Source organism: Methylobacterium sp. Leaf118, from assembly GCF_920984675.1.
Lineage (GTDB): Bacteria > Pseudomonadota > Alphaproteobacteria > Rhizobiales > Beijerinckiaceae > Methylobacterium.
Map to the genome: position 1 here is coordinate 27,896 of NZ_CAKLBV010000034.1, position 19,867 is coordinate 47,762.

General features: G+C 71.5%; 16 protein-coding genes. 5 read left to right on the forward strand and 11 right to left on the reverse strand.

Annotated elements, in window-relative coordinates; all coding sequences use genetic code 11:
• Positions 1-103: 103 nt before the first annotated feature.
• The 5 genes from LW587_RS14980 to LW587_RS15000 all read right to left on the reverse strand — a co-directional run bounded on the left by LW587_RS14980 (position 104) and on the right by LW587_RS15000 (position 6,993).
• Positions 104-2,767, reverse strand: coding sequence for a sensor histidine kinase (locus LW587_RS14980; RefSeq protein WP_232630391.1), 2,664 nt, complete (start codon positions 2,765-2,767; stop codon positions 104-106).
• A 329-nt stretch (positions 2,768-3,096) separates the two neighbouring features.
• A complete protein-coding gene (ahcY, locus tag LW587_RS14985; RefSeq protein ID WP_232630392.1) occupies positions 3,097-4,503 on the reverse strand; it encodes an adenosylhomocysteinase in 1,407 nt (468 codons plus the stop codon).
• A gap of 176 nt (positions 4,504-4,679) precedes the next feature.
• The gene (locus LW587_RS14990) at positions 4,680-4,949 is read right to left on the reverse strand and encodes a hypothetical protein (protein WP_232630393.1); all 270 of its coding nucleotides are present in this window, start codon (positions 4,947-4,949) and stop codon (positions 4,680-4,682) included.
• A 190-nt stretch (positions 4,950-5,139) separates the two neighbouring features.
• Positions 5,140-5,580, reverse strand: coding sequence for a DUF1489 family protein (locus tag LW587_RS14995; RefSeq protein WP_232630394.1), 441 nt, complete (start codon positions 5,578-5,580; stop codon positions 5,140-5,142).
• Between the two features lie 87 nt (positions 5,581-5,667).
• The gene (locus LW587_RS15000) at positions 5,668-6,993 is read right to left on the reverse strand and encodes a hypothetical protein (protein ID WP_232630395.1); all 1,326 of its coding nucleotides are present in this window, start codon (positions 6,991-6,993) and stop codon (positions 5,668-5,670) included.
• A gap of 225 nt (positions 6,994-7,218) precedes the next feature.
• Between LW587_RS15000 and LW587_RS15005 the strand changes: the two genes are divergently transcribed.
• Positions 7,219-8,433, forward strand: coding sequence for an MFS transporter (locus LW587_RS15005; protein WP_232630396.1), 1,215 nt, complete (start codon positions 7,219-7,221; stop codon positions 8,431-8,433).
• 202 nt (positions 8,434-8,635) lie between these two features.
• On the opposite strand, the gene LW587_RS15010 is transcribed toward LW587_RS15005, so the two are convergent.
• Positions 8,636-10,333 (reverse strand): methyl-accepting chemotaxis protein, encoded by a 1,698-nt coding sequence (locus LW587_RS15010; protein WP_232630397.1) that lies wholly within the window; start codon positions 10,331-10,333, stop codon positions 8,636-8,638.
• A gap of 255 nt (positions 10,334-10,588) precedes the next feature.
• On the opposite strand from LW587_RS15010, the gene LW587_RS15015 reads away from it, so the two are divergent.
• The 4 genes from LW587_RS15015 to LW587_RS15030 all read left to right on the forward strand — a co-directional run bounded on the left by LW587_RS15015 (position 10,589) and on the right by LW587_RS15030 (position 14,651).
• Positions 10,589-11,731: an ABC transporter permease gene (locus tag LW587_RS15015; RefSeq protein ID WP_232630398.1), complete on the forward strand. Its 1,143-nt coding sequence runs from the start codon at positions 10,589-10,591 to the stop codon at positions 11,729-11,731.
• Between the two features lie 68 nt (positions 11,732-11,799).
• Positions 11,800-12,576, forward strand: coding sequence for an ABC transporter ATP-binding protein (locus LW587_RS15020; RefSeq protein WP_442919153.1), 777 nt, complete (start codon positions 11,800-11,802; stop codon positions 12,574-12,576).
• 179 nt (positions 12,577-12,755) lie between these two features.
• On the forward strand, positions 12,756-13,838 hold the full coding sequence (locus tag LW587_RS15025; RefSeq protein ID WP_232630400.1) for an MlaD family protein: 1,083 nt from the start codon (positions 12,756-12,758) through the stop codon (positions 13,836-13,838).
• Between the two features lie 195 nt (positions 13,839-14,033).
• On the forward strand, positions 14,034-14,651 hold the full coding sequence (locus tag LW587_RS15030) for an ABC-type transport auxiliary lipoprotein family protein (protein WP_232630401.1): 618 nt from the start codon (positions 14,034-14,036) through the stop codon (positions 14,649-14,651).
• A gap of 72 nt (positions 14,652-14,723) precedes the next feature.
• Here LW587_RS15030 and LW587_RS15035 read toward each other — a convergent pair whose 3' ends face one another.
• The 5 genes from LW587_RS15035 to LW587_RS15050 all read right to left on the reverse strand — a co-directional run.
• Entirely contained in the window at positions 14,724-17,024 is a 2,301-nt protein-coding gene (locus LW587_RS15035) for a TonB-dependent receptor family protein (protein WP_232630402.1), read from the reverse strand.
• An 80-nt stretch (positions 17,025-17,104) separates the two neighbouring features.
• Complete coding sequence (locus tag LW587_RS15040; protein ID WP_232630403.1) at positions 17,105-18,493, reverse strand: PepSY-associated TM helix domain-containing protein; 1,389 nt, start codon at positions 18,491-18,493, stop codon at positions 17,105-17,107.
• A gap of 40 nt (positions 18,494-18,533) precedes the next feature.
• A complete protein-coding gene (locus LW587_RS15045; protein WP_232630404.1) occupies positions 18,534-18,896 on the reverse strand; it encodes a hypothetical protein in 363 nt (120 codons plus the stop codon).
• A 208-nt stretch (positions 18,897-19,104) separates the two neighbouring features.
• Positions 19,105-19,227: a hypothetical protein gene (locus tag LW587_RS24055; RefSeq protein ID WP_269780338.1), complete on the reverse strand. Its 123-nt coding sequence runs from the start codon at positions 19,225-19,227 to the stop codon at positions 19,105-19,107.
• A 161-nt stretch (positions 19,228-19,388) separates the two neighbouring features.
• Positions 19,389-19,867: ATP-binding protein (locus LW587_RS15050; protein WP_232630405.1), on the reverse strand; the 479-nt coding region annotated here is incomplete at its 5' end.

Below are 19,867 nucleotides of genomic sequence, written 5' to 3' on the forward strand. Positions count from 1 at the left end.
TTGCCCGATCGTCACCGGGATGTTTAACCGGAATTCTTATCGCGCGCGAAACCTAAACAATTCCTGGCCCTGCCCCGGCGGCGGGCCGATTCCCGCGTGCCGCCTACTCGGCCGCGTCGAGATTGGCGGCGGCCCGCCCCTCCGGCTTCGGCCCGCCCCGTCCCGCCGGGCGGGCTTCGGTCTCCATCGCGACGGGGCCGGGCAGCCTTCCGTCGCCCGGGGGCGGCTCGATGGGGAACAGGCAGGTCACGCGGGTCCCGGCGCCGGGGGCCGAGGCGATCTCGACCCGCCCGCCATGCAGCTCGACGAAGGAGCGCACGATCGAGAGGCCGAGGCCGACGCCGCGGTGCTTGGTGCCCAGCGTGTTGCTCTCGAACCGCTCGAACACCCGGTCGATCACTTCGGGCGGAATGCCGCGGCCCCGGTCGCTCACCGCGAGCACGAGGGTGCCGTCCGCGCGGCGCGCCTCGACCCGCACCTCCTGCCCGGGCTCGGAGAAGCCGACGGCGTTCGACAGCAGGTTGAACAGGATCTGCCGCACCCGCTTGCCGTCGGCGAAGACGCTGCCGATGCCGTCCGGCACGTCGAGGTCGAGATGGATGTCGGATTCCGCCAGCCGGTCCTCGATGCCGCGCACCGCCGCCTCGACGGTGGCGCGCACGTCGATGGTCTCGCGCTGGAGCTCGAGCGAGCCGGCATCGATCGAGGCGAGGTCCAGGATGTCGTTGATGATGACGAGCAGCGCCCCCGACGAGCGCATGATGTGCTCGGAATACTCGCGCTGGCGCTCGTTGAGGGCGCCCACCGTCTCGTCGCCGAGAAGCTGGGTGAAGCCGATGATGTTGGTGAGCGGCGAGCGCAGCTCGTAGGAGACGTGGTGGACGAAGGTGTCGCGCAGCTGCCCGACCCGCTCCAGGGCGTCGTTCTTCTCGGTGAGCGCCCGCTCGACATTGGCGCTCGCAGTCACGTCGATGAAGGTCAGCAGCGTCGCCCCGAGCGGCAGGGGCTGGGCCGAGCAGTCGAGCACCGTGCCGTCGGCCATGTCGAGGCGGCAGGCGAGGCCGCTGCGGGTCTCGGTGAGGCCGGTGACCGCCTGGCGGATCCCGGACCAGGGGCCCTGGTCCGGCGTCAGCGCCCGGCAGGCCGCGATGACCGCGTCGACATGCGGGCGGCCCGCCAGCGTCGCCGGATCGAGCCGCCAGGTCGCCGCGAAGGCCCGGTTGGCGACCGTCAGGCGCCCATCCGCGGCAAACACCGCCACCGGCTCCTTGAGGGCCTCCAGCGTCTCGGCCTGCTCCTTCATTAGCGCGTCGTAGCGCGAGGCGAGCTTCATGCTCTCCGAGACGTCCTGGTAGAGATAGGTCAGGCCGCCCTGCGGGTTGGCGTCGGCGATGACCCGCAGGGTGCGCCCGTCGGGCAGGTACCAGGGTGTGTCGGTGGTCTCGACCGCCCGGTAGGCGGCCAGGATATCGGCCTTCCAGGAGCGGAAATCGGCCTGTTCGGGCAATTTGCGCGCGGCCCGCAGGCGGTCGAGGATCTCGCCGTCCAGCGGCTTGCCGTCGAGGAAGGCCGGATCGAGGTCCCAGAGGCGCTGATAGGCGGCGTTGTGGAAGATCAGGCGCTGGCGCGCGTCGAACATCGCCACGGCGGTCGGCAGCTGGTCGAGGGTGCGCACATTGGCGTCCATCTGCCGCTGCAGGTCGGCGCGCACGCTCTCCAGTTCGGACACGTCGACCGCGATGCCGACCCGGCCCGTCTCGACCGCGGTCTCGGTCACGTCGAGGGTGCGGCGTGCGCCCGCCACCACGGCGGAGAGCCGCAGCGGCGCGGTGCCGGGGCGGGCGCTCCGCCGGGCGATCTGCTCGCGGGCGGCCCGGTCGAGCAGTTCGAGCCCGCCATCGAGGGCCGCCTCGCGGTTCGGTGCCTCGACCGCGGCGGCATAGGCCGCGTTGACGAAGGAGAGGGCCCCCTCCAGTCCGCGATGCCAGACCGGCTGGGGGATCGCGTCGAGGAGGCCGCCGAGCGCCGAGAGGTCGCGCCGCGCCTCCTCCAGGGCGACACGCAGCTCGGTCAGCTCGCGCCGCTCCTCCGTGGTCTCGCGCAGGCGCAGCAGGGCGCGCCCGCTCACCGCACCACCTTGCGCCTCGATGTAGCGCCCGGCGAGGCTGCGCAGGTTCATCCGGAAGCCCGTGCCGCGATCGCGCAGCGCGGCGACGGCGGCATCGAGGAGCCGGGCATCCTGGGCCGTGAGCCAGGACCCGAAGGCGAGCAGCCGGCGAGCCCCGTTCGGGCCGCCGCGCAGATCCGGATGGCGCAGCTCCGGATTGCGGAGGTCCTGGTTGCGAAGTTCCTGGTTGCGAAGTTCCTGGCTCCGGAGTTCCTGCGCCCGCAGATCCTGCGCGAAGCCGGCATCGCCCTCGACCGTCGGCTCGCCGCGCCCGGCCCAGGTGACGATCACCTGCCGCTCGGAATGCAGCAGCATCTCGGCCCGGTCATGGGCGCCGCTGAGGCCCGCCAGCGCGGTCTGAAGCTCGCGCTCCCGGCGCATCCAGCGGGCGCGCTCGCGCATGTGCAGCAGCGACAGGATGGTCGCGAAGATCGTCAGCCCGATCAGGACGGCCAGTCCGGCAGCGTTGTGCGTGTGCATCGGCCCCAGCATCGATCCCGCACCGCTGGACGGGGTGCCCTGCGCCGCGGCCGCCACCGGCCCCACGGCCCCGAGGGCGCCGGCACGCGCGAGGGCGCGCACCGCCCGTTCCAGACCCATGTCTCCGTCCCCAACCCACGTGCCCGGACGAAGCCGGGTGAACGCCGCCGTCCGGGCAATAGCCCCCCGGCACGCTCGGCTGAGGCCGAGGCGCGGGAGCACCCGTTCGTCGATTACGGGACACTCTAACGCGGGCGCGATTCCGGCTGGAAGCGCCTTTCTGACTCCGAGGGGGCCCCGGCCGCATTCGGGCGGCGCGGGGCGCAGAAAAGCCACAGTGCCGACCGGGCCGGCCGCTCCGTCGCGCCGGCGCGAACGAAGAGAGCCCGGCCAGCGGCCGGGCTCTCAAGACGCTCAGAAGACTCGCCGTCCGGATGCGGACGCGCGTCTCAGTAGCGGTAATGCTCCGGCTTGAACGGGCCGCTCTCCGGCACGCCGATATAGGCGGCCTGATCGGGGCGGAGCTTGGACAGCTTCACGCCGATCTTTTCCAAGTGCAGGGCCGCGACCTTTTCGTCGAGGGTCTTGGGCAGCGTGTAGACCTGCCGCTCGTACTTGCCCGGGTTGGTCCAGAGCTCGATCTGGGCGAGCGTCTGGTTGGTGAAGGAGGCCGACATCACGAAGGACGGATGGCCCGTCGCGTTGCCGAGATTCACGAGGCGGCCCTCCGAGAGGAGGATGATGCGATGGCCGTCGGCGAACTCGATCTCATCGACCTGCGGCTTGATGTTCTGCCACTTGAGATTCTTCAGGCCGGCGACCTGGATCTCGTTGTCGAAGTGGCCGATGTTGCACACGATGGCGCGGTCCTTCATCGCCCGCATGTGCTCGATCGTGATGATGTCCTTGTTGCCGGTCGCCGTCACGAAGATGTCGGCACGCGGCGCGGCGTCTTCCATCGTCACGACCTCGTAGCCCTCCATCGCGGCCTGGAGCGCGCAGATCGGGTCGATCTCCGAGACCATGACGCGGCAGCCGGCATTGCGCAGCGAGGCGGCGGAGCCCTTGCCCACGTCGCCGAAGCCCGCAACCATGGCGACCTTGCCGGCCATCATGACGTCGGTGCCGCGGCGGATGCCGTCGACCAGCGATTCCTTGCAGCCGTAGAGGTTGTCGAACTTCGACTTGGTGACCGAGTCGTTCACGTTGATCGCCGGGAAGAGCAGCTTGCCCTCGCGCGCGAGGTTGTAGAGTCGGTGCACGCCGGTGGTGGTCTCCTCGGAGACGCCCTTGATCGCGTCGGCCAGACCGGCGAACCAGCCCTTCGGCTTCTCGGCGAGCTTCTTCTTCAGGAGCGCGAAGAAGATCTCCTCCTCCTCGGATTCCGGCTTGTCGAGGAAGGCGGTGTCGCCGTTCTCGGCGCGCAGACCCAGATGGACGAACATCGTGGCGTCGCCGCCGTCGTCGAGGATCATGTTCGGCATGGAGCCGTCATGCCAGTCGAACAGCTTGGAGGTGTAGTCCCAGTACTCGGTCAGGGTCTCGCCCTTCACGGCGAAGACCGGGATGCCGGCGGCGGCGATGGCGGCGGCGGCGTGGTCCTGGGTCGAGTAGATGTTGCAGGAGACCCAGCGAATGTCGGCGCCGAGCGCCTTCAGGGTCTCGATCAGCACCGCGGTCTGGATCGTCATGTGCAGCGAGCCGGCGATCTTGGCGCCCTTGAGCGGCTGGCTCGCGCCGTATTCGGCGCGGGTCGCCATCAGGCCCGGCATCTCGGTCTCGGCGATCGAGATCTCCTTGCGGCCGTAATCGGCCAGCCCGATGTCGCGGACGATGTAATCCTGGGCAGCTGCCATCTCGTATCCCTCTCCAGACGGGGCCGCCATGCGCGGGCGGCCCGAGGCCTCGGCCGGGGAGCCCGGCCGCTTCGGCCGTCCCTGTAGCAGGGCCTGCGCTGGGGAGCAATCAAGACATAAAGATGTCTTTATGCGTTTTGAGCGGTTCTCAGGAACGGATTGGGATTGCGGCGTCGTCAGCGCCCGGCGGCGACCCGGGTGCGGCGCGCGGTCCGTCCCGGTCCGGCGGCCTGGGCGCGCCGCATGCAGGTGCCGTAGATCTCCCGGCCGATGGCGTGAAGGCCGAGATTCTGCGGGTCGGGGGCGTGCAGCACTCGGGCGGTGGCCTCGTCGCGGCAGGCCTTGTCCTGCGGGCTCGTGATCGGCGGCTGCTCGAAGGCCTGGGCAGCGCTCAGGGTGAGGAATGCGGGCACGGCGACGACAATGGCGACGGCGAAGCGAATCATGGCGGCCTCCTCGGAGCGGGGCGGCCCCTCGGTCGCCTTCCCGCTGACCGCTGGGCTAATCCCCGATTCTTTCAGGCCGATTGCGTGCTCTGTTGCGCGGGTCGTCCGAGCCCGACGCCGCGATCCAGGCCCCCTCGGATCGCCCGTTTCGGGCCTGGACCCGGGATGCTTTGGCGGACGCGGCCGGCCGTCAGATCAGGCCGAGGGAGACCAGTTCGCGCCGCAGGCTCTCGGGCATCTCGGCGAGATCGCCGGCACTCGCCCGGTCGAGATCGGCCGGGGCGTCGCCCGGCTCCAGATAGCGCCAGCCCTGGAAGGGCCGGCAGGGTCGGGGCGCCACCGCGGTGACGGCGGGGTCGAGGACGAGGCGGCAGCGATCGATGCCGTCGCTGCCGGTGAAGGCCTCGATGGCCAGGATCGGCTGACGGCAGGCGAGCGCGCCCTTCAGCACCCAGTAGATCGAGCCCTGGCCGGCGATGGCCGCGGCGCGCTTGGGCACCATCCGGGTCACGTGGAACGGGTTCGGGTCGGCGCCGAGGCGAAGCGCCTCGTCCCGATGGCGGGCGATGCGCGCCTCCAGCTCCGCGATCGAGGCGGGGCCGACGCAGAGTTTCAGGAGATGGAGGGCCATGGCCGCTGCCAATAACGCATCCGCCGCGATCCTTAGATCGCGGCGGATGGCTCCGTCTTTCCGTCCCGGATGGCGTCGTCGCGCCCGTCAGGCGAACAGCGCGATCTTCTCCTCGATGCTGAGGCGGTCGAGGTCGGGGAAGGCCGCCGCGAGGTCGTCGGGGGCGCGGGTCTGGGTCCGGGGCTCCGTCGCCAGCCGGGCGAACTGAACCTCCGCCGCCTCGACGGGCTCGCTCCCATCGACGCGGGCGTCGGTGTCCGGGTCGGCGAGCGCGACGGCGGTTTCGGCGTCGTGGGTCTCGGCGACGTCCGTTTCAGCGACGTCCGTTTCAGCGTCCTGGGCTTCGGCGGCAAAAGTCTCGGCGGTGTCGGTCTCGGCGGTGTCGGTCTCGGCATCGAAGAACACGTCGGCAGGCGCCTCCGTCGTCTCGGCGGCGGCCTCGGCGGTTGCGAAATCGAGATCGAGGTCGCGCAGTGGCTGCGCCGACGGGGTCTCGTCCTCCATCGCTCCCGCGATCACGCTGGCCTCTTCGGCCTCGAATGGTGCGAGCGCCTCGAGCGCGGTCTCCGGCGCTTCAAGGGCCGCAGCCGGGCTTTCGTCGTCCATCGGGACGAAGGGGGCGGCCGTGAAAGCCGGGCTCTCGGGCAGGAAGGCGATGTCGTCGTGCAGCGGCACCGCCGCCAGCGAGGGGCGGGTCTGCGGCGGCGGCGGGGCCGGATTCTCCATGTCGAGGAAGCGGTCGACGTCGCTCTGGTCGAGGGCCGCGTCGAGGACCGGGGCGGATTCCTTGCGGACCCGGCCGTCTCCGTCGAGGGGCGGCACCGCGTCGTCCGCGCCGCCCCAGATGCCGATCATCGAGGCGATCCGGTCTTCCAGGTAGCGCAGCGTGTGCACGATGCGGCTCGTGCGCTGCGCCGTCAGGTCCTGGAACGAGCAGGCGGTGTAGATCTGGGTCGCGTGCCGGTCGAGCGCGTCGCAGATCTCGCCGTCGGCACCGGTCTCGCGCAGGGTCCAGGCGGCCTCCTGCACCTCCTCGGCCGCGCCGAGGATGTCCGAGGTGGCCCGCTCGGTGGCCCGCACGATGGAATCGAGCGCCTCGGAGGCGACGGTGAGACGGCTCTCGCCCTGATCGGGGGCCGACAGGGCGGCCACCTCCGCCCGGGTGCGGGCGATGGCGTCGGCCATGTCCATCAGGTCGCCGCGGAAGCGCACCACGTCGTCGCCGCCGCGCTCGCCGGTCACCGCCGACTCGATCCGCTGGATCGCGCCGAGCAGCATGTCGGTGTCGGCGTTGCGGTTGCGCCGGGCGTATTCGGTCAGGAACCAGCGGCCCCGCTCGGTCTCCCGGACGGCGGCCTCGATCTGGTCGTACTGAGACGCGTCCTGCGGCGTCAGGGAACGGGAACTCGACATGACACCCCGCAAGGACCCGACGCCCGAATCGGGGGCCGTGACGTTTGACGGACCGGGGGAAATTGACAGAAACGCTTTAACGGCGGCTTACGCTGTCCCGGTTCGCGGGGTCCCGTGATGCATCGTTGCGGGAGCGGTGCGCGATGCACGCAAGCGCCTGCTCGAGCGGCCCGGCAAGATTCCCTATGGCCGAGTCACCCTGGCCGATCCGGCGGCGAGCGTTTCGTGAACGAGATCAGGACGGACGTTCCTTCGCGCTGCCATTCCGGCGCGCCCGACCCTGCCCGCCTCGGCCTTCTCTACGCAGTCGTCTTCGTCGAGATCGGCGTGGCGATGCCGTTCATGCCAGTCTGGCTCGGCACGCTCGCGCTCGAGCCCAGCGTCATCGGGCTGCTGCTGGCGCTGCCGATCGCCACCAAGATCGTGGCGACGCGCCCGCTGACCGGCCTGATCGACCGCGGCGTGCGCCCGCGCACCCTGCTGGCCGCGGGCAGCCTCGCGCTCGCCGCGAGCTACGCGCTGATGCCGGCCGCCGCCGCGGTCGCGGTGCCCTGGCTCGGGCTCCTCATCGTGCTCAACGCCGCCGCCCAGGCCCCCCTGGTTCCCAGCATCGACTACCTGACCCTCGCCGCCGCGCGCCGGGCGCCGACGCGCATCGACTATGCCCGCATCCGCCTGTGCGGCTCGATCGCGTTCCTGCTGGCCAATCTCGCGGGCGGCACCCTGATCGGGGTGCTGGGCGGCCAGGTGGCGGTGCCGCTGCTGCTGACCGGACTCGCGCTTCTGGCGGCGCTCGTCGCGCTCCGGGCCGGGGAGCGGGCGGCCCCGGCCGAGATCCGTCCGCCCGGCGCGGCCCCCCGGGGACCCGCTCCGCCGCTTCCCCCGGTGCTGCGCCGGGCCATCGCCGCGGCGGCTTTGATCCAGGCGAGCCACGCGGCGATCTACGCCTTCGGCAGCCTGAACTGGGCGGCCCACGGCGTGTCCGCGCCCTGGATCGGCGCGCTTTGGGCGATCGGCGTCGCCGCCGAGATCGTTCTGTTCGCGGGCCTCGCCCGCCTCCCCGCCCGCTGGCGCACGCCGTTCCGGCTGCTGGCGCTCGGCGGGGTCGCCGCCGTGATCCGGGCGCTGGGCTTGAGCGTGGCGGAGGGCGATCTCACCCTTCTGGTGCCGCTCCAGGGGCTGCACGCCCTTACCTTCGGAGCGACCCATCTCGGCGCCATGGCGGCGGTGTCGGGCTTCGCGCCGGAGGGGGCGCGGGGCCGGGCGCAGGGCACCGTCGGGGCCTCCACCGCCCTGGTCTCGGCGCTGGCGACGTTGGCCTGCGGGACCGTGTACGGGGCCTTCGGGGGGGCGGCGACCTTCCTGATGATGGCGCCGCTGGCGCTGGCCGGGCTCGGCCTCGTCGCCCTCGCCCGCCGGACCGTGCCCGTCCGGCCCTGAGGCGGGGGGCCTCGACGCGAAACCCCGCCCGGGAGGGCGGGGTCGCGTGCGGTGGGTCCGGACTACGTCGTCTTCGATTCGTGTTCAGGACACTTCCTTGATCCCAACGACTCGCGGAACCCGCCACCTCTCCGAACCCCTCTGCCGCATCGGCCGGTTTCCGGGCGCCGGGATCCGGCGCTCGGGCCGATGCGGGAGGCGATCAGGCGGCGCGCACGGTCGCGAGGAAGCGCTGCACCTCGGCCGAGAGGTGCTCGGACTGGCGCGACAGCTCCGAGGCGGACGAGAGCACATGGCCCGCGGCGGTACCGGTCTCCTCGGAGGCCTGGGCCACGCCCGCGAGGTTGCTCGTCACGTCGGCGGTGCCCGCGGAGGCCTGGGACACGTTGCGCACGATCTCCTGCGTCGCCGCCCCCTGCTCCTCCACCGCCGCCGCGATGCTGGTGGCCACGCTGTTGATCTCCCTGATCCGGCTCGTGATCGCCCCGATGGCCACGACCGCCTGTTCCGTCACGCCCTGGATCTCGCCGATCTGTCCGCTGATCTCCTCGGTCGCCCGGGCGGTCTGCCCGGCGAGTTCCTTCACCTCGGTGGCGACCACCGCGAAGCCCCGGCCGGCCTCGCCGGCGCGGGCCGCCTCGATCGTCGCGTTCAGCGCCAGCAGGTTGGTCTGGGAGGCGATGTTGGAGATCAGGCCGACCATGTCGCCGATCCGCGCCGAGGTGGTGCGCAGCGCCTGGACCAGCTGGGCCGTCTGGTCCGCCTCGCCGACCGCCGTCTGGGCGAGCCCCGCCGAGCCCTGCACCTGGCGACCGATCTCTTGGACGGAGGCGCCGAGTTCCTCGGCGGCCGCCGCGACGGTGCCGACGTTGGACGCGGCTTCCTCGGCTGCGGCGGCCACGGTGGTGGACTGGGACGCCGTCTCGGCCGCGGTCGCGGTCATCTGCTGGGCGGTGGCCTGCAGCTCGGTGGCCGAGGCCGAGACACGGCCGACGATGCTGCCCACCGCCGATTCGAAGCCGTCGGCGAGTTCGATCATGGTGCGCTTGCGTTCGGCCAGGGCGGCTTCGTCGGCGCGCCGCTTCACCTCGGCCTCCTCGGCGGCCTTGCGGGCCACCATCGTCTTGATGCCTTCGACGGCCTGGCCGACCGCGCCGATCTCGTCGCCGCGGGCGGCTTCCTTGATCTCGGCCTCGATCTCCCCGCGGGCCATCCGCTGCAGGACCTCCACCAGGGCGCCGAGCGGGCGGGTGATCGAGAACACCACAATCGCGCCGGCCAGCGCCATCGCGGCCAGAAGCCCGGCCGCGGCGACGGCGATCAGGGTGAGGGTTCCGCGGGACGCCGCCTCGCTCGCCCGAGTCTTCGACGCCGCGAGTTCCTGGCCCTGCACCACGGCGCGGGCGTGGGTCCACTCGTTCAGCTTCATTCGGGCCGGAACGGCGAACTCGCGGGCATACTGCGAGGCTTCGTCGCGCTGGTTGCTCATCGAGAGTTCGCTGACTCGGTCGAGGATCGCGAAGAAGCTCTCGATATCTTTGCGTACGGTCTCGTTCGCGCTGCGCCGCTCGTCGGTGTCCGACAGCGTCACGAGCTTGTTGATCGCGTCCCGCGCCTCGACCATGGCGGCCTGCTGGCGTGCCCGTAAGCGGGCCTTGTTCTTCGGGTCCGTGTCGAGAAGCAGCTGGCGGTCCATGAGCGCGGTCTCGGTCAGGCCGCCGCGCAGATGCATCAGCGCTTCGAGGCGCGCCGCCTGGACGTCCGCGATCGTGGCCGCCTGCCCCGCCAGCCCATCCATCACCGAGCGGGCATAGAGGATCAAGCCAGCACTAATCGCGATCGTCATGACGAACGGAATGGCGATCTTGAAGATCAACCTCATGTTGTTCAGGCGTAGCATGGTCGTTCCCGGAGTTGGCGTTGTGCTCCCAGGCCAGATCAGCAGAACGGGCTTAATATTCGATTGAAAAAATAACATTTCTTGGGTTTCCATCGATGCGCGTGGGGGCGAGGACGGAGCCGGGCGGGCGGGACGACCGGCCCACGGTCGCGCGGGGCCGTCCCCCCCCGTTTGGCGCCGCCTCCCGCGATGCGGTATAGGCAGGCCTCGAGGGGTCTGGCCCGTCCCCCTGGGACGACAGCGGGAGCGGCATTCGTGCGGATCGAGAACGGTTCTGGCACGCTCGACGCCGCGGGCGCCGACCTCGACGGCGAGCGCATCACCTTGCGCGGGCGCTGGACCGCGGATCAGGGCCCGGCGGTGGAGAGCGCCTCGGCGCGCATCGCCGCCCACGGGCGCGATCGGCCGGTGCTGGTCGATCTGAGCGGCGTCGTGCGCCTCGACACCCTGGGCGCCTGGGTGCTGGAGCGGACCCGGGCCGAGATCGAGGGGGCGGGCTCGCGCCTCGCCTATGCGGGCGCCCGGCCCGAGCACCGTATCCTGCTGGGCGAGATGGGCCTGCGCGAGGCCGAGCCGAAGGTGCCGGACACCCGCGCCCTCGCGGTGCGCGGGCTCGACGGGCTCGGCCGCCGCGTCGCCCGGGGCGGCGCGGAGGTGCTGGCCGGCATCGCCTTCCTCGGCGAGGTCATGGCCGCGGCCGGCCGCGTCGCGCGGCGCCCAAAGACCTTCCGCACCGCCGCCCTGGTCAACCAGCTCGAACAGGTCGCCTATCGCGGCGTGCCGATCATCGTGCTGATCTCGTTCCTCGTCGGCGGCATCGTCGCGCAGCAGGGCATCTTCCAGCTCCAGCGGTTCGGCGCGCAGAGCTTCGTCGTCAACCTGATCGGCCTTCTGATCCTGCGCGAACTCGGGGTGCTGCTCACCTCGATCATGGTGGCGGGCCGCTCGGGCTCGGCCTTCACGGCCGAGATCGGCTCGATGCGGATGCGCGAGGAAGTCGATGCGCTGCGGGTCATGGGTCTCGACCCCATCGAGATCCTGATCCTGCCGCGCATCCTCGCGCTCGTGATCGGCCTGCCGATCCTGGCCTTCCTGGGCTCCCTTGCCGCGCTTGCCGGCGGCGGGCTTACCGCGGCGATCTACGGCGGCATGACGGTGGACGCCTTCCTGGCCCGGCTCCAGGCGGCGGTGTCGTTCCACCACTTCGCGGTCGGCCTCATCAAGGCGCCGTTCATGGCGCTCACCATCGGCATCATCGCGACGATCGAGGGGTTCGCGGTCCAGGGCTCGGCGGAATCGCTCGGCCGCCACGTCACCGCCTCAGTCGTCAAGTCAATCTTCATGGTGATCGTGCTGGATGGCCTCTTCGCGGTCTTCTTCGCCGCGATCAATTTTTGACCAGCGCGCGGGCAATCGGCTTGGCAGGCGAGCATCCATCCCCCTCGGGCCCGGACGCGATCATCCGCGTGCGCGACCTCGTCGTGACCTTCGGCGAGCGCGCCGTGATGAAGGGGCTCGACCTCGACATCCGCCGCGGCGAGATCCTGGGATTCGTCGGTCCTTCGGGACAGGGCAAGTCGGTGCTCACCCGCACCATCCTTGGCCTTGTCCCGAAGCGCTCCGGCACGATCGAGATTTTTGGCGAGGACGTGGATGCGATCAGCCTCGCCCGCCGCCGCCAGCTTGAGCAGCGCTGGGGCGTCCTGTTCCAGCAGGGGGCGCTGTTCTCCGGGCTCACCGTCAAGCAGAACATCCAGATGCCGATGCGCGAGCATCTGAAGCTCTCCGAGCGGCTGCTCGACGAGTTCGCGCGCCTCAAGATCGAGATGGTCGGCCTCAAGCCCGATGCCGCCGACAAATACCCCTCCGAGCTGTCGGGCGGCATGATCAAGCGCGCGGCCCTCGCCCGCTCCCTGGCGCTCGATCCCGAGATCCTGTTCCTCGACGAGCCAACCTCGGGGCTCGACCCGATCGGCGCGGGCGAGTTCGACGACCTCGTCTCGACCCTGAAGCGGACACTCGGGCTCACCGTCTTCATGGTCACTCACGATCTCGACAGCCTCTACACCGCCTGCGACCGCATCGCCGCCCTCGGCGACGGCCGGATCATCGCGCAGGGCACGATCCAGGAGATGCTGGCGAGCGACCATCCCTGGCTGCGCTCCTACTTCCACGGAAAGCGGGCCCGCGCCCTGTCGCCCGGCGGGGCGCCGGCGCCGGCGCCGGCCTATGCCCATGCCTGAGACCGCAGCGCTCGCACCCCTCGGCGGTGCATTCCACGGATCGCCGATCGCTCCCGCGCCGCGGGTCGTTGCGTGGCAGCGGATGCCCGGCCGACGCGCGGGATCGGCGCCGCACGGAATCGGCCCACGTGCGGTGGCGCACTGCTTGAGCCCTCCGGATCGAGGAGAGAGCTAGACCGATGGAGACCCGCGCAAACTACGTGCTGATCGGCGCCTTCACCATCGGCGTCGTCCTGTCCGCGTTCGGCTTCGTGCTGTGGCTCCAGGGGGGCTCGCGCGGGCAGGCGACCCAGGCCATCCGGATCGTGTTCTCCGGCTCGGTCGGCGGCCTCGCCAAGGGTTCCACGGTGTCGTTCAACGGCATCAAGGTGGGTGAGGCTCTCGACGTGCGCCTGCTGCCGCAGGATCCCCGCCGGGTCGTCGCGGTGGTTCAGGTCGATCCGACGACGCCGCTGCGCGCCGACACCCGGGCGCGCCTCGATTCCGCGATGCTGACCGGCGTGTCGCAGATCGCGCTCTCGGGCGGCAGCGCCGACGCGCCCCCGCTCAAGCCCGGCTCCGGCGACCAGATGCCGACGATCTTCGCGGATTCGAGCGACATCCAGGACATGATGGCGGCGGCCAAGCAGATCGCGCAGCGCGCCGACGACGTGCTCCAGCGCCTCGACAAGGTGGTGGCCGGCAACGAGGGCGCGATCACCCGCACGCTCGCCAATGTCGAGGCCTTCTCGAAGACGCTGGCCGAGGCCGGACCCTCCATCGCCGGCCTCGTCAAGGCGGTGGACGGGCAGCGCCTCAACCGGGTGATCGAGAATGCCGACACCTTCTCGACCTCGCTCGCCAAGGCGGGCCCGGACATCGAGGCCGGCCTGCACGACGCCCGCCAACTCGCGGCCAAGCTCAGCGCCTCGGCCGACCGGATCGACGGCGTGCTCAAGGGCGCCGAGGGCTTCCTCGGCTCGGCCTCGGGCCAGCAGGGCGCGGGCGCCTTCGCCGAGATCCGCGAGGCCGCGGTCTCGGTCCGTGATGCCGGCCGCGCCTTCCGCACCCTGTCGGAGAATCTCGACAAGCGTACCGCCAATATCTCGACGAGCTTCAACCGCCTGTCGGGCACGAGCCGCCGCGAGGTCGAGGCTCTGGCGAGCGACGGACAGCGTACACTCAACACTTTGAGCCGTGCCGCCAAAAGCCTGGAGCGCGACCCGTCGCAGGTGATCTTCGGTGGCAAGCCGTCGTTGCCGGAATACAACGGCGGTCGCTGAGCTGCGTCCCACGCGTCGATGTGCCGGGACGCACTGCGCGGTTCGAGCGTTGCCGTAAGCTTCGGCGTGGTAGGAGGGCCGAGCGCGCCACGAACCCCCGCCCGTCCTGCACCTCTGGAGAGGCGCGAACGGGTCGGCGTCGCGCGAGGGGACACCCCCAGCCTCCCGCCCAGCGAACGGACGGTGCCCGAGCGGATGACGCGACTTTTCTCTCCCGCCCTTTCCGGCCGCGGTCTCCCCAAAGCCGTCGCGATCCCCTGTCTCCTGGCGCTGACCGCCCTGGGCGGATGCGGCGGCGGTGCGACGCCTCTCACCTTCGACCTCGCCGCCCTGCCGCCTCAGGGGCGCCCGGTCGTCTCGGCGCGCTCGGTCGTCGTCCTGGAGCCGGTCGGCCTGCAGCCGATGGAGGCGGATCGCATCATCGTGCGCGAGCGCGGCGGCTCCCTGTCTTTCCTCGGCGGCGGCCAATGGGCCGATCGCCTGCCCCGCCTCGTGCAGACCCGCATCATCCAGAGCCTGGAGAATACCGGGCGCCTGCGCTCGGTCTCCCGCCCCGGCGACAAGGTGCCGGCCGATTTCCAACTCGTGAGCGAGATCCGCGCGTTCGACATCGATTCCGCCTCCGGCGAGGCGGTGGTGGATCTCTCGGCCAAGCTGATCGCCGACGGCACCGGCCGGGTCGCCAACGCCCGCATCTTCACCGCCCGGGTGCCGATCCAGAAGGTCGACGCCCAGAACGCGGCGGTCGGCCTCGACACCGCCCTCGGCCAGGTGCTCGCCGATCTCGTGCGCTGGGTGAATTCCGGACGATAGAAGGTTGGTCCCGGATCTCGGATCCGGGCCGGCTTTTTTGCTTTCAGGCCGATGCTCGGGGTCCCGGGCCCGTCAGAACGACAGCTTCATCCCCGCCACGAAGGTCCGTGGCGCCCCCGCGTAGATCGAGCCCACCGTCGAGGCCAGCACGCCGCGCCCGTTCAGGACGCCCGTGTCCCGATTGAGGGAATTGGCGAGGGGGTTGGCGGAGGACACGTAGGTGGTGTCCAGCACGTTGCGGACCTCGCCATAGACGTCGATGCGCTTGGCGTAGCCCTCCGGCAGCAGCGCCGTGTAATGGATGTTGAGGTTCAGGATCGCGAAGCCTGGTACCTTCAGCAGGTTGGAATTGTCAGCGTAGTAGCCGCCCTGCGCCACCACCTCGGCGAAGCCGCCGAGCCCGGCGCGCGGACCGGCCGGCACGTCGTAGCCGAGACGGGCGAGCAGCTGGTGGTCGGGCACGCCGGGGATGCGGTGGCCGGCCCGGTCGAAGAGCGCGGTGGTCGTGGGCGTGCTCAGCCGCTCGACATAGTCCGTGTAGACCTGATCGTCGAAGGTGTAGGCGAGCACGCCGCGCCAGCCGGGGGCGAAGGCCCAATTCGCCGCCACCTCGATGCCGCGATGCTCCGAGGCCGGGGCGTTGAAGGTGTAGTTGAGGAGCCCGGCGCCGGGCGATTGCGTGACGAACTCGTTGCGGAAGAACTCGTAGAAGCCGGTGAGGCTGAGCCGCAGCCCCTCGACGGGCAGCCAGTCGGCGCCGAGGTCGAAGCCCAGATTCTCCTGCGTTGTCAGCCCGGTGTTGTTGCCGGGCGCGCCCTCCGCCGTCACGAACAGGGATGAGAACGAGGGCGTCGCGTAACCCGTCGCGACCCGGCCGCGCAGGGCCCAGGCCGGATCGGGCCGGTAGACCAGGGCGAAGTCCGGCGCGACGTTGAGGAAGCTGCGGTCGGCCCGGGCCAGCGAGGCCGGCGAGGCCGGAAAGGTGCGGTTGCGCCCGGTGATCGCGCTGTGCTCGGCGGACAAGCCGGCCACGGCGGTCCATTCGGGCGACAGTTCCACCTCCAGCCGCCCCCGTCCGCCGAGGTTCGATTGCAGGGCGTCCTGAAGGGCGAGGAGCGGGCCGAGCCGGGCGCCGCCGAAGGGCGTGAGGGTGAAGGTCGAGGCGGTGACGTCGACGGCGCTGTAGGCGAGCGCCACGGAGGCGGTCGCGGGCAGGCCGAACACCTCGCCCCGCCGGGTCAGGTCGGTGAGGAAATTGTACGAGGGCAGGCTGCCGCGGCCCGACGACGTGAAGAACGGCTGGTCGTAGTTGCGCTCGTCGAAGCCGACCTGGACCCGCCACGTGGTCTGCGCGTCGATGTCGTGCTCCCAGCGGCCCGCCACGATGGTGCGTCGGTCGGTGCGGCGGAAGCCCGCCTGCGCGGCGGTGGCCGGGATGCCGCCGAGGGTGAAGGTCGCGCAGCCGGGCGCCGCGGTGGCCGCCGTGTCGCAGCCGCGCTGGTAGGGGTTGATGCGGAACTGATCCAGCGAAGAGCGGCCCGGGATGTTGGCGTCGAGCGCGTTGTTGATGACCTTCAACGTGAAGCGGTTGTCCGGCGACGGCGTGTAGCTCGCCAGCAGGTTGACCGTCTGGGTGTCGTAAGCGGCATGCTGCTGGTAGCCGTTGCTGCGCACGTCGCTGGCGAACAGGCTGATCTCGAACGGGCCGCTCGCGCCGCCGACGGTGACGGTGTTGCTGAGGTAGCCGTTGCTGCCGACGTCGATGCCGATCTCGTAGCCGTTGATCTCGCGCCCCGTCCGCGTGCGGAAGGCCAGCGCCCCGCCGGTGGCGTAGTTGCCGAACAGGGCCGATTGCGGCCCGCGGAACACGTCGATGCGGGAATAGGCGCGGGGATCGACGACGTCGAAGCGCGAGGCGCCGTCGGCCTGCGTGACCGGGAAGCCATCCTCCAGCACGACCATATTGCGGGTCACGCCGGTGGAGCGGGCGTTGTTGCCGCGGATCGAGATGACGACGTCGCGGGCGCCGTTGCCCTGGCGCACGGTGACGCCGGGGCTGTCGAGCAGGACCGAGCCGATGCTGGTGGCCGGGCGGTTGGCGATCGCCTCCCGGCCGACGGCGGTGACGATCTGCCCGACCGGGTGCTCGATCGCCAGGACGGCGGCGCCGGGCGGTGCGGCGACGCCGAAGGGCTGTTCGCCTTGCGACGGCCGCCCGGACGCCGCGCCTCCGCCTCGGCTGCCCCTCCCCTCGCCCTCGACGGAGAGCTCTTCCAGGGTCACGGCCTCGTTCGCCGCGGGGGCGGCGAGCGCTGCGAGAGGTTGGGCGATCAGCAGGCAGGCGGTGGCGCTCAGGCGCAAGCGGGCGGGCATGGCGGGCTCGTCGGAAGGAAAGAAGGGGCGGCGGCGGAGCGGCCGGGCGAGGCGCGCGGGCGGGGGCGCCCGCGGCGGAATCAGGTCTGCGCGGCCGGATGCAGGGGGCGGTGGCGGATCAGGGCCCGCGCGCTGAGATCGAGGCCGATCAAGGCGAGGATCGCGAGGCCGGTCAGCGGGAACAGGGCGCCGAGGCCGAGCACCAGACCGGTGACGCCGGCCATCACCCGACGGTCGCGCGGCAGCGGCGGCACGCCGAGGCGACCGGAGGGGCGTCGCTTCCACCACATCACGCCGGCGCTGACCGCGAGCAGGATCGTGGCGAGGCAGAAAGCCAGCATGGCGAACTGGTTCGCCCGGCCCCAGACCTCGCCCTTGTGCAGGCCGATCCCGAACTGGATCGCCTGCCCCACCGGGCCGATGTCCGAGAAGTGCACGTCGACGAGGGGCCGGCCCGTATACTGGTCGAGGGAGACCATGCGCTGCCCTGTGACGGTGCGGGGATAGGCGGAGGCCGCGTAGACGCCGGCCTCGCCCACCGGAAGCGCCAGCTCGAACCCCGCCGGCATCCCCATCGCCTTCAGGTTCGCCACCGCCCGGTCGAGGCCGATGGCGGGCGCGGGGCTGGGCGTGGAGCGGGGGACCGGCGCGTCCTGCATCGTCCAGCCGGGCTCGTTGAGCACGGCCCGCATCGGCAGCGTGGAGACCGGGCGGTCGGCCCAGAGCTGGCGCGGCTGGCCGAGCCCGGCGGCGTTCGACCAGGCCCGCATTTCCTGCCCCCACCAGCCCGACCAGGGCAGGCCGGTGAGCGCGAGGAAGAGCAGGCCCGACCCGGCGAAGAGCCCGGTCACAGCGTGCAGGTCGCGCCACCAGACCCGGCGGCGGGGCGTCTCCCGCACCGAGAGGAGGCCGCCCGTCCGGCTGCGCGGCCACCAGAGATAGGCGCCGGTCACCACGAGGATGACGGCAAAGCCCGCGACGATCTCGACGACGAGATTCGCCGCCGGCCCGAACAGGGTGAGGCTGTGCAGCCGCCGCACCACACCGAAAAATTCCTCCGCCGCCGGCACCACGTCGAGCACGTCGCCCCGATAGGGATCGAGGAAGACGAGGGTCCGGTTCTCGTCCACGCGCATCGTGACGAGGGCCGAGCCGGTCGCCCGGGCCGGCTCGATATAGGAGAGCGGCGCGCCCTCGGGCACCGCCTGCATCGCGTTGAAGACGAGGCGGTCGGGTCCGAACGAACCGCCGGAGGACGGCGCCACGACGGTGCGGTGGGCGAAGACGGTCCCGTCGATCTCGGCCTTGAACAGGTAGAGCGCCCCCGTCGCCGAGAGCAGGATCAGGAAGGGCAGGCAGAGGAGGCCGGCATAGAAGTGCCAGCGCCAGACGGCGCGGTAGACGGCCTCGCGCAGCAGCACGGGCGCACGCGCGGTCACCGCGGCGGCGCCCTGGGGCGGAGATGGCATGGGGAAACGGTCCGGGCCTGAGGGATCGGGAAGGGATCGCTCAGGCGGCGGGCGGACCTCGCGGGCTCGTCCCCTGGTCGGGCGGGGCGCGGGCGCGGGCGGCGGGGTCCGGCCGCCAGGTCACGGAGGTCACCACGAGTGGCCACGCCAGCGCGGCGAAGGGGGTCTCGGGGGGCGGGCCGGCCTGGATCCCCTGCACCTGGGTGCAACAGGCGTGATGCCGGCAGCCGGTGCCCTCGTCGGGCGCCTCGGCCGCCGCGTGCTGGGTGCAGATCTCGCTGCCGGCCGAGACCGGCATCACGGGGGCGAGGGCGCCGAGGAAGGCGTGCAGGACGAGCGCGTAGAGCGCGATCACCCCGATGATCGCGCGGCCGTACACCGATCGTGGCGGGCGTTCGCGCATGATCCCTATAGTGGCCCCTCGGGGAACGCCCGCCGCGCCGCTTTGCGTGACGCGTCCGGTCGTTCCGTCGCGTCCTCTTTGGGGCCGGCGGGTCGGGCGGTCAACGTGTCGGGTGGGGCCACGCCTGCGCCGATGCCTCGGGCGGGCCAAGGGCGGGCCAAGGGTAGGCCAAGGGTAGGCCAAGGGCGGCCTTGCGCTGCCTCGGCGCTCAGGCCTCGGTGCGCTTGAGGAAGAGGGCCGCGCGCTTGCTCGCGCTGCCCTCGGCATCTGGATTGCGCACTTCCCGCAATCGCGCCGCGTGCCCGTCCACGAACAGGAGGAGGACCGTCAATACCAGTAGAACTTTCGAGGCCATGGCCCCCGAACCCTCACGCTTCATCGGCGTGGGTCTACCCGCTGGATGCAGGCCCACGGATGCGCTGGCGCACACAGCCCGGCGCCGGATGCATCGGAACGCGCCCGATATGCGGAGAAAGGCGGACGGTTATGCCGTCAGGGCATGGCCCAATGCAGGACGACGCGCAGGCCGCCGAGGTCCGAGCGGCCGAGGCGCATCTCGGCGCCCGTCGCCTCGACGAGGTCGCGGGCGATGGCGATGCCGAAGCCGGTGCCGGGCCGGCTCTCGTCCCAGCGCCGGCCGCGGGCGATGCCGGCGATGGCCCCCTCGCTCATGCCGGGTCCGTCATCCTCCACCACGAGGCAGGCCGCCTCCCCCTCGGCGCCGCCCGAGACGACGATGCGGCGGTGGGCCCATTTGCGGGCATTGTCGAGGAGGTTGCCGAGGATCTCGGTCAGGTCGCCTTCGTCGCCGGGGAAGGCGAGGGAGGCGGGAAGCGCGATCTCCCAGCGCAGGGCCTCCCCGTCCGGCAGGCGGCGGAGGGCCCCGACGATCCGCTCGGCCACCGGCGCGGCCGGGCAGGCGCGCCGCCGCAGGCCGCCCGAGACGGCCCGCGCCCGCGCCAGCGTCCGCT

Coding starts and splice junctions, on each gene's coding strand:
- LW587_RS15045 (WP_232630404.1), bottom strand. CDS start 18,896: ATGCGCGAACGCCCGCCACGATCGGTGTACGGCCGCGCGATCATCGGG.
- LW587_RS15030 (WP_232630401.1), top strand. CDS start 14,034: ATGACGCGACTTTTCTCTCCCGCCCTTTCCGGCCGCGGTCTCCCCAAA.
- LW587_RS15040 (WP_232630403.1), bottom strand. CDS start 18,493: ATGCCATCTCCGCCCCAGGGCGCCGCCGCGGTGACCGCGCGTGCGCCC.
- LW587_RS14990 (WP_232630393.1), bottom strand. CDS start 4,949: ATGATTCGCTTCGCCGTCGCCATTGTCGTCGCCGTGCCCGCATTCCTC.
- LW587_RS15035 (WP_232630402.1), bottom strand. CDS start 17,024: ATGCCCGCCCGCTTGCGCCTGAGCGCCACCGCCTGCCTGCTGATCGCC.
- ahcY (WP_232630392.1), bottom strand. CDS start 4,503: ATGGCAGCTGCCCAGGATTACATCGTCCGCGACATCGGGCTGGCCGAT.
- LW587_RS14995 (WP_232630394.1), bottom strand. CDS start 5,580: ATGGCCCTCCATCTCCTGAAACTCTGCGTCGGCCCCGCCTCGATCGCG.
- LW587_RS15000 (WP_232630395.1), bottom strand. CDS start 6,993: ATGTCGAGTTCCCGTTCCCTGACGCCGCAGGACGCGTCTCAGTACGAC.
- LW587_RS15010 (WP_232630397.1), bottom strand. CDS start 10,333: ATGCTACGCCTGAACAACATGAGGTTGATCTTCAAGATCGCCATTCCG.
- LW587_RS14980 (WP_232630391.1), bottom strand. CDS start 2,767: ATGGGTCTGGAACGGGCGGTGCGCGCCCTCGCGCGTGCCGGCGCCCTC.
- LW587_RS15025 (WP_232630400.1), top strand. CDS start 12,756: ATGGAGACCCGCGCAAACTACGTGCTGATCGGCGCCTTCACCATCGGC.